Origin of the sequence: Dyella ginsengisoli LA-4 (assembly GCF_000334915.1) — a bacterium.
Taxonomy (GTDB): domain Bacteria; phylum Pseudomonadota; class Gammaproteobacteria; order Xanthomonadales; family Rhodanobacteraceae; genus Dyella_A; species Dyella_A ginsengisoli_A.
Genome location: NZ_AMSF01000034.1, coordinates 16,542 through 29,331, shown reverse-complemented (window position 1 = coordinate 29,331; position 12,790 = coordinate 16,542). Strand labels below are relative to the sequence as shown.

At 69.8% G+C, this 12,790-nt stretch carries 14 protein-coding genes; 6 read left to right on the top strand and 8 right to left on the bottom strand.

Going from position 1 to position 12,790, the window contains the following annotated elements:
- Window positions 1-26: 26 nt before the first annotated feature.
- The 3 genes from C693_RS0110155 to C693_RS0110145 all read right to left on the bottom strand — a co-directional run bounded on the left by C693_RS0110155 (window position 27) and on the right by C693_RS0110145 (window position 2,285).
- The gene (locus C693_RS0110155) at window positions 27-824 is read right to left on the bottom strand and encodes a helix-turn-helix domain-containing protein (protein ID WP_026107325.1); all 798 of its coding nucleotides are present in this window, start codon (window positions 822-824) and stop codon (window positions 27-29) included.
- A gap of 186 nt (window positions 825-1,010) precedes the next feature.
- Window positions 1,011-1,832, bottom strand: a complete 822-nt coding sequence (locus C693_RS0110150) for an alpha/beta fold hydrolase (protein ID WP_017462163.1) — start codon at window positions 1,830-1,832, stop codon at window positions 1,011-1,013.
- 84 nt (window positions 1,833-1,916) lie between these two features.
- Complete coding sequence (locus C693_RS0110145; RefSeq protein ID WP_017462162.1) at window positions 1,917-2,285, bottom strand: nuclear transport factor 2 family protein; 369 nt, start codon at window positions 2,283-2,285, stop codon at window positions 1,917-1,919.
- A gap of 257 nt (window positions 2,286-2,542) precedes the next feature.
- Between C693_RS0110145 and C693_RS23675 the strand changes: the two genes are divergently transcribed.
- The 5 genes from C693_RS23675 to C693_RS21525 all read left to right on the top strand — a co-directional run bounded on the left by C693_RS23675 (window position 2,543) and on the right by C693_RS21525 (window position 7,316).
- Entirely contained in the window at window positions 2,543-2,689 is a 147-nt protein-coding gene (locus tag C693_RS23675) for a hypothetical protein (RefSeq protein WP_017462161.1), read from the top strand.
- A 118-nt stretch (window positions 2,690-2,807) separates the two neighbouring features.
- Complete coding sequence (locus C693_RS0110135; RefSeq protein ID WP_017462160.1) at window positions 2,808-4,229, top strand: sugar porter family MFS transporter; 1,422 nt, start codon at window positions 2,808-2,810, stop codon at window positions 4,227-4,229.
- Window positions 4,230-4,388: 159 nt separating this feature from the next.
- Entirely contained in the window at window positions 4,389-5,717 is a 1,329-nt protein-coding gene (creD, locus tag C693_RS0110130) for a cell envelope integrity protein CreD (protein WP_017462159.1), read from the top strand.
- The gene (gene tsaB / locus C693_RS0110125) at window positions 5,714-6,412 is read left to right on the top strand and encodes a tRNA (adenosine(37)-N6)-threonylcarbamoyltransferase complex dimerization subunit type 1 TsaB (protein WP_017462158.1); all 699 of its coding nucleotides are present in this window, start codon (window positions 5,714-5,716) and stop codon (window positions 6,410-6,412) included. Before creD ends, tsaB begins: the two co-directional genes overlap by 4 nt.
- A gap of 34 nt (window positions 6,413-6,446) precedes the next feature.
- Window positions 6,447-7,316: a hypothetical protein gene (locus C693_RS21525; RefSeq protein WP_157798591.1), complete on the top strand. Its 870-nt coding sequence runs from the start codon at window positions 6,447-6,449 to the stop codon at window positions 7,314-7,316.
- A gap of 7 nt (window positions 7,317-7,323) precedes the next feature.
- On the opposite strand, the gene C693_RS0110115 is transcribed toward C693_RS21525, so the two are convergent.
- Complete coding sequence (locus tag C693_RS0110115; RefSeq protein ID WP_017462156.1) at window positions 7,324-8,364, bottom strand: YeiH family protein; 1,041 nt, start codon at window positions 8,362-8,364, stop codon at window positions 7,324-7,326.
- A 90-nt stretch (window positions 8,365-8,454) separates the two neighbouring features.
- On the opposite strand from C693_RS0110115, the gene C693_RS0110110 reads away from it, so the two are divergent.
- Window positions 8,455-9,327: a LysR family transcriptional regulator gene (locus C693_RS0110110; RefSeq protein ID WP_017462155.1), complete on the top strand. Its 873-nt coding sequence runs from the start codon at window positions 8,455-8,457 to the stop codon at window positions 9,325-9,327.
- 19 nt (window positions 9,328-9,346) lie between these two features.
- Here C693_RS0110110 and ptsP read toward each other — a convergent pair whose 3' ends face one another.
- The 4 genes from ptsP to rapZ all read right to left on the bottom strand — a co-directional run bounded on the left by ptsP (window position 9,347) and on the right by rapZ (window position 12,787).
- Complete coding sequence (gene ptsP, locus C693_RS0110105; protein WP_017462154.1) at window positions 9,347-11,098, bottom strand: phosphoenolpyruvate--protein phosphotransferase; 1,752 nt, start codon at window positions 11,096-11,098, stop codon at window positions 9,347-9,349.
- Between the two features lie 123 nt (window positions 11,099-11,221).
- A complete protein-coding gene (locus C693_RS0110100) occupies window positions 11,222-11,491 on the bottom strand; it encodes an HPr family phosphocarrier protein (RefSeq protein ID WP_017462153.1) in 270 nt (89 codons plus the stop codon).
- Window positions 11,484-11,876: a PTS sugar transporter subunit IIA gene (locus C693_RS0110095; protein ID WP_017462152.1), complete on the bottom strand. Its 393-nt coding sequence runs from the start codon at window positions 11,874-11,876 to the stop codon at window positions 11,484-11,486. The genes C693_RS0110100 and C693_RS0110095 overlap by 8 nt, the downstream gene beginning before the upstream one ends.
- A 5-nt stretch (window positions 11,877-11,881) precedes the next feature.
- On the bottom strand, window positions 11,882-12,787 hold the full coding sequence (gene rapZ, locus C693_RS0110090; RefSeq protein ID WP_017462151.1) for an RNase adapter RapZ: 906 nt from the start codon (window positions 12,785-12,787) through the stop codon (window positions 11,882-11,884).
- Window positions 12,788-12,790 lie beyond the last annotated feature (3 nt).

The window sequence follows — 12,790 nt, the reverse complement described above, 5'->3', positions numbered from 1 at the left end:
GGGGGGGGGGCATGCCTCGCGGAGGCTCACTCGGCCATGGCCCTCAGGCGCATGGCGGTGGCCGCATCGGCGGGCACGAATGCCTCGAGGGCCAGTTCATCCAGGGTGATGTCGACGGGTGTGCCGAATACCGTCGTGGTGCTCAGCATCGAGAGCAGGTGGCCGTCGACCTCCAGTTGCAGCGGCACCGCGATGGTCGGGCTGGCGTCGGTGTCGGCGATGCCGGGCGGTACCGGCAATGCCTGCAGTTCGCGCAGCAGCGCGATCAGCTGCGGATCGCCACTGGCGTCGATCTGTTGGCGCAGACGATGCAGCAGGTGCGCGCGCCACTGGCTCAGATTGCGGATACGCGGGGCGAGACCCGCCGGATGCAGGCTCAGGCGCAGCACGTTGACCGGAGCTTCGAGCAATTCCGGCGCGACACCGCCCAGCAGTCGCAGCGTTGCCTGGTTGCTGGCGACCAGTTGCCAGTAGCGGTCGATGGCGAGCGCGGGATAGGGCTCGAGACCCTTGAGCAGCAAGTCGATGGTGCTCCGTGCGGTGGCCAGCGCCGGATCATCCAGCGCCCGCTCGCGGAAGGCGGGCGCGAAGCCGGCGGCGACCAGCAGTGCATTGCGTTCGCGCAAAGGCACGCCGAGGTATTCGGCCAGATGCAGGATCATGTCGCGGCTCGGTTGGGAGCGGCCGGACTCCACGAAGCTAAGGTGTCGCGTCGAGATTTCCGCGCCGGTCGCGAGCTCGAGCTGGGACAGGCGCCGGTGCCGGCGCCATTCGCGTAGCAGATCGCCGACAGGGCGCGACGTTTCGGTAGGCTGGACGTTCATCGAGCTCATGATGTCAAAGCGTCTCGGGCTGATGTAGCGCCCGGTGTCTATAGCTCTGCAGGGCGCCGGTAGCGGCGGCTGGATTCCCCGCGGCAAGGCGGTCCCGTGAAGCGCGCCGGGCCGGGTTTGTCGAGCGGCCTCGACCATGCCGCGGGCGTGACCCGGAAGCAATGCGGTGCCGCGCCGTCACGCCGCGATGGCCGGCTGCAGGAATCGGGCGATGTCCTCCACCAGATGGTCGACGTGCGTGTGGTAGATGCCGTGCGGCGCGCCGTCATATTCGATGTAACGGCCATGCGGCACCAGCGAGGCGATGGCACGGCCCTGCTGCACGGGTTCACTCGCATCGCAGCTGCCGTGGATGACCAGCAGCGGCACGTCGATGGCGGCCAGTTCCGCACGCAGGTCGACGCGTTTGGCGACATAGCATTCGACCAGCGCCTGTAGCGAGGCGTCGCGGATGATGTCGATGGTGTGCCACACGTATTCCGGCGTGGTGCCGGTCCGGCCCGGAAGAAAGAAGCCCTCCGCGTTGTCTGCCAGCCAGCGCGGCAGGTCATCGCGGATGGCGGCAATCACCGCTTCGGAGGTGGCCGCATCCATGGTCCAGGGGGCGCGGCTTGCTTCGGCGTAGCTCGGCGCGGTCGGCGCCAGGAACACCACGCGGGCCACGCGGGCGCTGCCGTATCGTGCCAGGTAGCGCGTGCATTCGGCGCTGGCCATCGAATGGGTGACCAAGCTGGCGTCGTGCAGGTCCAGATGGAGAAGCAGCTCGGCGACGTCGTCGGCCAGCCGGTCCAGATGGTAACCGCGGCCCGGATCGTCCGACCGGCCGTGGCCCCGGCGGTCCAGCGCGATGCAGCGGTAGCCACGCTCGCTGAAGTGGAGCATGTGCTTGTCCCAGGCGCGCGAGTCCAGCGCCCAGGAAGCGAGGAAGACGATCGGCTGGCCGTTGCCCCAGTCGCGGTAGAACAGCTCCGTGCCGTCGGTCGTGGTGAAGCGACTCATGCGAAAAACCTCCTGGAATGGTTGTGCCCGGTATGCCGCCGCCGCATTCGCCCGAACCGGCCGCGGCGCAACGCGTCGCCCGGCTCAGGCTGCCACGGGCACCTTGTCGAGGAATCCGTGCACGCGATCGATGCGTCCGTTGTCCAGCTCGACCACATCGAAGCCGACGACCAGCGGCTCGGCGGCACCGGGGGTGCCGAGGTTCCACTGGAAGCGCACCAGGTCGTGGTGCGCGTCCACGTCGCCGGCGAGGCTGAACACGTGGCCGGGGAACATCGCCTGCACCGCGGCAACGGTGGCGTCGATCGCCTCCCGGCCGCAGGCCTGCGTCATCGGGTCGGTGTAGGTCGCGCGCTCGGAGTAGACCTTCTCGATCAACGCGCGGCGACGCGGCGCGTCCGTCTCGTTCCAGGTGCGCAGGTAGTTGTCGATCAGCTGGCGGGTAGCGCTCATTTCGCGTGCTCCGTGGTGAATGCGCACGCAGCTTGCGCCGCCGGCCGTGGTGGGGCGATTACCTGTGAGGTAATGCCTTGGGTCCGATGCCGCCGGATGCCGCGCCATATGCTCCCGGGGGACTCGGGGGGGGATTCCAGCGCAAGCGTGTCTAGCCGGTGCGCGCAGCGATCCCGGGGCGCGACTGGAACCAAGGGGCCGCGCAGAGTACGTGGCACGGATGCCATGGTCGCGCCCCCGGTCACCTGATCCGCAACATGCCCGATCGCGTCGTGCGGGTACTGCGCGGCCGGTACCTGTCCGGCAAGGGGCGCGCCGCCCTTGGCCAGCCTGCCGCCATGCTGCGAACGTGCGAGGTGCGCGCATTCTTCGCCCAGGCGCCCGCGCCGGCGCAAACCGGCTAACCTAGGACGTTGCCGCACCGATCTTTGTGCGGTGCGGGATGCATACGTATTCAGGCCGAACGCGCCGTGCGCGCATCGCAGAATCGGCCGGACTTCACACAGAGGGGTGGGAACAACGATGGCAACGACGGAGACCTCGGCCGACGCCGAGCAGCACGCCACGCTGCGCGTGGTGGTGATCGCGGCGGCGGCCGCCCTGGGCGGCTTCCTGTTCGGTTTCGACACCGCGGTGATCAACGGCGCGGTGGATGCGGTGCGCGGCGCGTTCGCACTGAATGCGGGCGAGATCGGTTTCACCGTGTCCTGCGCCCTGCTGGGCTCGGCGGCCGGCGCGTGGTACGCCGGCTCGCTGGCCGATCGCTTCGGCCGCGTGCGCACGATGCAGGTGGCGGCGCTGTTCCTGGCGATCAGTGCGCTGGGTTCGGGGCTGGCCTTCGGCGTGTGGGACCTGATCTTCTGGCGTCTGGTCGGCGGCATCGGCGTCGGCGTGGCCTCGGTGATCGCGCCGACCTATATCGCCGAGGTCTCGCCGGCGCGCGTGCGCGGCCGCCTCGGCTCGATGCAGCAGCTGGCGATCGTGCTCGGCATCTTCGTCGCCCTGCTCAGCGATGCCTGGCTGGCCGGGGCCGCCGGTAGCGCGGCGAACAAGCTGGCCTTCGGCCTGGCCGCGTGGCGCTGGATGTTCCTGGTGGCGGTGATCCCGGCGCTGATCTACGGCGCGCTGGTGCTCGGCGTGCCGGAGTCGCCGCGCCACCTGGTCGCCAAGGGCCGGCTGGCCGAGGCGAAGGACGTGCTGCGCCAGGTGCTCGGCATGAGCAGCGACAGCGCGCTCGACAAGAAAGTGGGCGACATCGCGCACAGCCTGAAGGTGGAATACCGCCCGCGCCTGCGCGACCTGCGCGGCCCGACCGCGGGCCTGCTGCCGGTGGTGTGGGTGGGCATCCTGCTGTCGGTGTTCCAGCAGTTCGTCGGCATTAACGTGATCTTCTACTACTCGTCCACGCTGTGGCATTCGGTGGGCTTCAGCGAAGCCGACTCGTTCACCATCACCGTGGCCACCTCGGTGGTGAATGTGCTGGTGACCCTGGTGGCGATCGCGCTGGTCGACAAGATCGGCCGCAAGCCGCTGCTGGTGGTCGGCTCGGCCGGCATGGCGGTGACCCTCGGCGTGATGGCGTGGTGCTTCTCGCAGGCCACCGGCACGGGTGCCGACCTGGTGCTGCCGCATTCGATCGGCCCGGTGGCGCTGGTGGCGGCCAATGCCTACGTGGTGTTCTTCGGCCTGAGCTGGGGTCCGATGGTGTGGGTGCTGCTGGGCGAGATGTTCCCCAACCGCATCCGCGCGATCGCGCTGGCGGTGGCGGCTTCGGCGCAGTGGCTGGCCAACTTCGTGATCAGCTCGACCTTCCCGGCGCTGGCGCAGATCGGCCTGACCTTCGCCTACGGGCTGTATGCCGCTTTCGCGCTGATCTCGCTGTTCTTCGTGATGTCGGCGGTGCGCGAGACCAAGGGCATGGAGCTGGAGGAAATGCCGGGCTGAGCTTCGGCAGGTTTCCCGGCACAAGGGCCGCCTCCGGGCGGCCCTTTGTTTTTGCCCGCGCAAGCAGGTCGCCCGCGGACCGTCTCCTTCCCGCCACGGATGGCCACGCTCCCGCCCGACGGGGCTGGTGCCATGCAGACTTTCCGGGAGGGTCGAATCATGCGTGGATGGACACAGACGGTCACCGCCAGGGTGGCCGGAATCGGGCTGCTGGCGCTGGTTATGCTGATACCGCTGGCGCAGGTGCGCGGACTGGTCGCCGAACGGGAGCAGATGCGCGACCAGGCCGCGGCGCAGGTCGCGCAGGGTTGGGGCGGAAGGCAGGTGCTCGGCGGGCTGGTGCTGGCCGTGCCGCTGCGGATCCCCGACGGGGTGGGCGAGGGCGGCGAGCCGCGCTGGCACGCCGGCACCGAGATCGTGCTGCCGGACGACGCGCAGGTGGATGCCACGATGCGGGTGGAGGTGCGCCAGTACGGCATCTACCGCGTGCCGGCGTTCGCCTCCACGGTGAAGCTGGCCGGGCGCTTCACGGCACAGGACCTGGCGCAGTTCCGGCGCGATGCCGCCGGCACCTGGCAGGGGCAGCATGCCGAGCTGCAGCTGCCGCTCGGTGACCTGCGCGGCCTGCAGGGAGTGGACGACCTGCAGATCAACGGGCTGCCGGCGCGCTTCCGTTCTTCCGCGCGCCAGCTGGGCGGGCTGGCCAGCGTGGTGATCCCGTTCGACCTCGATGCGCTGGGCGACCAGCCGATCACGTTCTCGATGACCCTGCACCTGGCCGGCACCGGGTCGATGGCCTGGCTGCCGCTGGCGCGCACCACCGACGTGCGCGTGAAGGCGCCCTGGCCGGATCCGAGCTTCACCGGCGCGGCGCTGCCGATGGAGCGTTCGGTCACGGCGGACGCGTTCGAGGCGCACTGGCGGGTGCTCGATCTCAACCGCAGTTTCGGCCAGCACTGGCGCGACGGCGACGGCCGTGTCGAGGCCGCCCTGCGCGACGCCGCGTTCGGCGTGCAGCTGTACCAGCCGGTGGATGTCTACCAGCGCAACCTGCGCGCCGGGAAATACGGCGTGCTGTTCATCGGCGCGACCTTCCTGGCGTTCTTCCTGGTCGAGGTGCTGCGGCGGTTGCGCGTGCATCCGGTGCAATACCTGATGGTCGGTGCCGCGCTGGCGACGTTTTACGTGGTGCTGCTGGCGCTGTCCGAACAGATCGCCTTCGCCGCGGCCTACGCGGTGGCCGCGCTCAGCGTGGTGGGCATCGTGGGCGGCTACGCCGCGGCGGTGCTGCGCGTACGGCGGGCGGGCCTGATCCTCGGCACGGCACTGGCACTGGTCTACGCGATCCTCTACGGCCTGATCGCGGCGGAGCAGTACGCGCTGCTGATCGGCTCGTTCGTGCTGCTGGCAGCGGTGGCGCTGACCATGTACCTGACCCGCCGGATCGACTGGTACGCCGCCGGCCCCGGTATCATGGAGCGTCCATGAACCTGCTCGCCCTCGAAACCTCCACCGAATCCTGTTCCGTCGCGCTGGTGCACGGCGACAGCCTGATCGCGCGCAGCGAGCTGGCACCGCGCCGGCACGCCGAGCTGGTGCTGCCGATGGCCGAAGCCCTGCTGGCCGAGGCCGGCCTCGGCCGGCATGCCCTGGACGCCATCGCGGTGGGGCGCGGCCCCGGTGCGTTTACCGGCGTGCGGCTGGGCATCTCGCTGGCACAGGGCATGGCACTGGCGCTGGACCGGCCGGTGATCACCGTCTCCTCGCTGGCGGCACTGGCGCTGGAGGCGCCGGAAGACGACGCCGGGGCGGCGATCCTCGCCGTGATCGATGCGCGCATGGGTGAGGTCTACGCCGCCTGCTACCGCCGCGATGCCCGCGGCGGCCTCGAGCCGCTGGATGAAGAGCGTGTCACCACCGCCGACGCGCTGGTCCTGCCGGATGCCGATGCGTGGCAGGTGGTCGGCAGCGGCTGGGCCACGTATCACGCGGCGATCGCCGATCGTCTCGCCGGCAAGCGGCTGGTGTCCGCGGGCGGCGCGCATTATCCCCAGGCCGCGCACGTGGCGCGGCTGGCCGTGCAGGAGGCCGCGCTCGGCCATCTGCTGCCGCCCGAGCAGGCCCTGCCGGTCTACCTGCGCGACAAGGTCGCGCTGACGCTGGTGGAGCAGGGCCGGGCGTAAGGCCCGCCGCGTGCCGCACATGGCGGATGACGCCGTGCCGCGAAAGGACGGGCCGCTCGCCGGCTGGCTGGACCGGATCGAACGGGACGCCCGGCTGTCGGAGCCCGCCCGCTGGCGCGAGCGCGACGAGGCGCTCGACCAGCTCGAAGCGTGGCGGACCGTGGTCGACGCATCGGGCGATCGTACGCTGCCGCAGCGGTTCGATGTGCTGGAGGCGCGGCTGCAGGCGGTCGACCATGCGCTGCACGGGACGGTGCGCGAGTCGATACGGTGCGGTGGAGGGCGTGACGCGCTGCTCGGCCTGGTCCGCGCCGGCACGACGCCGGGTGTCGGCCAGGCGCCATCCAGCGACCGCTACGACGCCCTCGACGCGCTCATCGGCGGCCTGCTCGACCTCGTCCCCGGCGAAACGGCCCTGCAGCCGCTGGGGACGGACATGGTGTTCTACCAGCCGACGCCCGCGCGGCACATCTTCGACGCGCTCGAACAGCTGCGACTCGGCCCCGACGACGCATTGATGGATCTGGGTGCCGGTCTGGGGCACGTGCCCCTGCTGGCCGCGATCTGCACGCCGGCGCGCTGCATCGGTATCGAGTGGCAGGCGGCCTACGTGGTGGCCGCCCGGGTCCGTGCCGCCGATCTCGGGCTGGTCCGTGCCGTGTTCGTGCAGGGCGATCTCTGCGAGGCGGACCTTGGCGAAGGCACCGCGTTCTATCTCTACACGCCGGTCTCGGGTGCGTTGCTGCGTCGGGTACTCGATCGCCTGCGCGGGGAAGCGGAGCGTCGCCCGATCCGCCTTTGCACGCTTGGGCCCTGCACGGAGGTAGTGGCGGGCGAAACCTGGCTGCGCGCCGACGGGCCGTGCGATCGGCACCGGCCCGTCGTATTCCGCAGCTGCAGCTAGCCGGGGATCAGAGCTGGCCCATCACCAGCTGCACGGCGAGGCTGCTCACCGCCACGGCCGCCCACACGCCCAGCCCGAGCAGGATCGGACGCACGCCGGTCGAGGCCATGCGGCGCAGGTTGGCCGACAGGCCCACCGCGGTCAGGGCGACCACGATCAGGAACTCGGCCGCCTCGTGCAGCGGGGCCTGCAGCGCGGCGGGGACGAAGCCGGCCGAGCGCACGGCCGAGGCGACCAGGAACCACAGGATGAACCACGGGAAGATGCGCGACAGCTTGAAGTCGCTGCCGCCGCGACGCTTCTCGCGTACCGCCACGGCGATCGCCAGCGCGATGCACACCGGGATGATCAGGGTGGCACGGGTCAGCTTGACGATGGTGGCGAAATCGCCGGCCGTGCGGCTGTAGCTGTAGCCGGCGGCCACCACCGACGAGGTGTCGTTGATCGCGGTACCGGCCCACATGCCGAAGCCGAGGTCGGACAGGTGCAGCAGGTGGCCGAGCAGCGGGAACAGCAGCACCGCGACCAGGTTGAACAGGAAGATGGTGGAGATCGCGAACGCGGTGTCGTGCTCGTCCGGGCGCAGGATCGGCGTCACCGCGGCGATCGCCGAGCCGCCGCAGATGGCCGTGCCCACGCCGATCAGGATCTTCAGGTCATCGTGCACGCGCAGCCACCGGCCCAGCGCCCAGGCGGAGACGAACGCCACGCTCATCGTCACGAGGGTCACCGAGAGCGACTGCAGTCCGGTCTTGGCCACCTGGTCGATGCTCAGGCCGAATCCGAGCGCGATGATCGACCACTGCAGCACCTGCTTGGAGGCGAACTGGACGCCGGGTCGCACCCGCGCGGGCAAGGTAATGACGTTGGCGATGACGATGCCCAGCACGATGCCGATCACCGGCCCGCCGACCAGGCGGAAGCGCTGGCCGAGGAAATAGGCCGCGATGGCGATCACCAGCGTGAGCGCGAGGCCCGGTACGCGCTCGAGCAGGGCGGGGGAGGCGGGGGTTGCCGGCGCGGCGGCGGGCGAGTGGGGGGAAGTCACGGTAAGGCTCCGGTTTCGATGGCGCCATGATCCTCCGGCATCACATTCAGAAAAACTTCGAATAACTTACTTTGCGTATAAGATTTGCTGATGATCAACATCAGCCCGCGCCAACTCCAGGTGTTCGTCCAGGTCGCCACGCTCGGCAGCGTGCGTGCCGCGGCCGGGCAGCTGCACCTGACCCAGCCGGCCGCGAGCATGGCGCTGCGCGACATGGAGCATCAGCTCGGCGCAACGGTCTTCGACCGCGAACGGGGGCGGCTGCATCTCAATCCCCGCGGCCGGGAGCTGCTGCCACTGGCGCAGGAGCTGCTCGAGCGCTACGCCGAGCTCGGCCGCCATGGCGCTGGCGACGCGATGCTGGGGGGCGACCTGCGGGTGGGCACCAGCAACACCGTCGGCAACTACCGGGTGGGTGAGCTGCTGGGGCGCTTCGTCGAGGCGCATCCGCAGGTGACGATCCGCCTGCGCGTGGCCAACACCGAGGCGATCGCTGCGGCGATGCTCGATCACGCCCTCGATGTGGGCTGCGTGGAAGGGCCGGTGACCCATCCGCAACTGGAGGTGCGCCCCTGGCGCACCGACACCCTGGTGGTGTGTGCCCGTCCGGACCATCCGCTGGCAAGTCGTCGTCGGCTGGCTGCCGCGCATTTCGCCGGGGCGCGTTGGGTGCTGCGCGAGCCCGGTTCGGCCACGCGCGCGCTGAGTGAACGGGCGCTGGGCCAGCTACCCTCCGGCCTTACCGTGCTGGAGCTGGACCAGATCGAGGCGATCAAGCAGGCCGTGGTCGCCGGCCTTGGCATCGCCTGTCTGCCGGCGGTGGCGGTGACCGATGCGGTCGCCGCCGGTCGCCTGAAAGTGCTGCACACGCCGTTCCTCGACCTCACCCGTCAGCTGTCGATCCTGCTGCACCGGCAGAAGTACCGTGGCGCGGCGATGGAAGCGTTCCTGCGGACGCTTTGAGTACGGTTCCGGTTGCCGTTCAGGCCGGTACGGTGGGCAGCGTTGCGTCGATGGTGGCGAGCAGGGCTTCCACCTGTTCGTGGGTATGCGCACGGATCAGCTTCGGCGCCATGCGGCGAAGCACGCCATGGTCAAGCTCGCCGAGGCGGTCGCGCACCAGCAGCAACTGACTGGGGTGCATGCTGAACTCGCACAGCCCCAGCGCCAGCAGCAGCGCGGTGAAGTTCACGTCGCCGCCGATCTCGCCGCACAGGCTGACCGGCTTGCGCACCCGGCGGCCGGCACTGATGACATGGCAGATCAACCGCAGCAGGGCCGGATTGAGCGGGTTGTAGACGTTTTCCAGCGCATCGTTGCCGCGGTCGGCGGCGAGCACGTACTGGGCCAGGTCGTTGGTGCCGATGGCGAGAAAGTCGGAATGCTCGAGCAGGGCGCGCACGTTGATCGCCGCGGCGGGCACTTCGATCATCGCGCCCAGCGGGAGCTTCTCCGGCAGGTCCACGCCCTCCTGCTTCAGCTCCTGCCGGGCCAGCTTGAACAGCGTGCGCACGGCGATCATCTCGTCCGGCTGGGTCACCATCGGCACCAGCACGCGCATCGGGCCGTAGCATGCGGCGCGAAGGATGGCGCGGATCTGCGTGGTGAACACCGCCGGGTGGCGCAGCGACAGCCGCACGCCGCGCACGCCGAGTGCGGGGTTGTCCTCGCCGCGCAGCGCGATGCCGGCGGCATCGGCCTTGTCCGCACCCAGGTCCAGCGTGCGGATGGTCACCGGCAGGCCACCCATGCCGATCACCAGGTCGCGATAGGCGATGAACTGCTCTTCCTCGCTGGGCAGCCCCTTGTGGCGCAGGAACAGGAATTCGGTGCGGTACAGGCCGACGCCATCGGCGCCGCGGGCCCGCGCCATCGCCACGTCGGCGGCGGACTCGGCGTTGGCCAGCAGTCGCACGTCGATACCGTCGCGGGTGCGTGATGGCGCGTTGGCCAGCTTGGCCAGGCGCCGGCCCTCCTGCGCCGCCTCGCGCTGCCAGGCGCGGTACCGAGCCAGGTCCTGCGCGGTGGGATGGACGATCGCCTCGCCCTGCTCGGCGTCGAGCAGGATCAGATCGTCGTCGTGGATGCTCGACAGCGCGTCGCGCGTGCCCACCAGCATCGGCAGGTCGAGGCTGCGGGCGAGAATCGCGCTGTGCGAATACGGGCTACCGGAACTCGCCACCACACCGAGCAGGCCATGGCCGGCCAGGTGCGCCATGTCGCCCGGGGCGATGGTGTCGGCCACCAGGATCTCGCCGACGCGGGCCGCCAGCTTGCGCTCCTCGGCGCTGGTCTGGCGCTGCAGCGCGGAGATCACCCGGTTGATGACCTGGTCGACGTCCTCGCGACGACTGCGCAGGTACGGATCGTCCATCGCCTCGAATACCGCGGCGATGCGGTCACGCTGCTTCTTCAGGGCGGCGCCGGCACGGTAGTGGCCGATCCGGATCATGTCGTCCAGTCCGCGCAGCAGCTCGGGATCGTCCAGCAGCAGGGTGTGCGCGTCGATGAACTCGTTCACCTCGCGCGCCAGTGCGCCATGCAGCTTGGTGCGCAGGTCGCGCAGTTCCTGTCGGGCGGTCTCAAGCGCCAGATGCAGGCGGTCGAGCTCCGCCTCCACCTCGTCCTCGCCCAGCGGGCGGTTGTCCACCGCATAGCGGCTGGGTTGCACCAGCCGCGCGCGGCCCAGGCACATGCCCCTGGCGGCGATGGTTCCCGGCAGGCTCTGCCTCATTCCTGGATCCCTCCCTGGCTACGCCGGTTAACGACAGGGGCGGTCCGTGACGCGTGCGTGGCAACCCGGCCAGGGATGCGTTGGCGGACCTGCACACGGCGGTGGACACGGGTTCGGGGCACGTCAGCCGCCTTCGTCGAATTTGCGGTCGAACAGGTCGATGACGGCATCGAGGGCCTGCTGTTCGTCCGGCCCCTCGGTGCGTACGGTAAGCGCCGTGCCGATACCGGCGGCGAGCATCATCACACCCATGATGCTCTGCGCGTTGATCTCGCGCCCCTTGCTGATGAGCCAGACGGTCGACTTGAAGCCCTGCACCAGCTGCACCAGCTTCGCCGAGGCGCGGGCGTGCAGGCCGAGCCGGTTGGATACCACGATTTCTTTCTCAAGCATGGTCGATGAAGATTCCTCCGCGGCCACCGCTGGCGGCGATTTCCACCAGTTCGTCCAGCGGTCTGTCCGCATAGTTGAGCACGCGCAGCAGCATAGGCAGGTTCAGTCCCGATACGCAGCGAAGATGGACCCCGAGCGAGGCCAGCGACAGTCCGATGTTGCAGGGCGTGGCTCCGTACAGGTCGGCAAGCACGAGCACGCCGTCGCCTTGATCGAGCGCGCGGGCGTGCCGGGCGGTGAGCGAGCGCATGACGTCCGTATCGGCGTCCGCGGGGATCTCCACCGCATCCACCCTGAGCGGCAGCTTGGGCATGACGTGCCGGGCTGCGGAGATCAGCGCATGGCCGACCGCCTCGTGCGTCATCAGGAGGATGCCCACGCTCATCGCCGTCACTCCAGCTCGCGATGGAAGGTGAGCACGCCCTGGCGGCGGGCCCGGAAATGCTCGGCCAGCCGTTCGACCAGGTAGACCGAGCGGTGGCGGCCGCCGGTGCAGCCGATCGAGATGGTCACGTAGCTGCGGTCGTCCGCCTCGAAGCGCGGCAGCCAGGCTTCCAGCCAGCGTACGGTGTCGCCCACGTACTCGGCGACCAGCGGGTCGGCCTCGAGGAACTCGCGTACCGGTGCGTCCTTGCCTGACAGCGGTCGCAGCTTCGGCTGCCAGTGCGGGTTCGGCAGGCAGCGGGCGTCGAACACGAAGTCGGCATCCAGCGGCAGCCCCCGCTTGAATGCGAACGACTGGAACATCACCGTCAGCCCTTCGGTGGCGCGCGCGTAGTCGGTGGCGACCAGTCGCCGCAGCTGGTGGACGTTGAGCTGGCTGGAGTCGATCACCTTCTCGGCAATACCCATCAGCGGACGCAGCAGCCGTCGTTCGGCGGCAATGGCGTCGGCCAGCGACACGTTGCGCATGGCCAGCGGGTGCCTGCGGCGGGTCTCCGAGTAGCGCTTGATCAGCACTTCGTCGCGGCAATCGAGGAACAGCAGGTGCACCTGCACGCCGGCCTCCGCCAGCTCGGAGAGCACGCTCGGCATGATCTCGATGTCGTGCTCGCGGTTGCGAGCGTCCACGCCCACCGCGATACGCATCATGCGGCGGCCGCCGCGATCCTCCAGCACGGCATTGACCAGTCGCGGCAGCAGGCTCGCCGGGAGATTGTCCACGCAGTAGAACTCGAGGTCCTCCAGCGCGCGCAGCGCCACGGTCTTGCCGCCGCCGGACATGCCGGTGAGCACGACCAGATGCACGGCGTTCGGTCCGGCCTCGGCGATGGCAGTGGTTTCGTTCGTGTCCAAGGG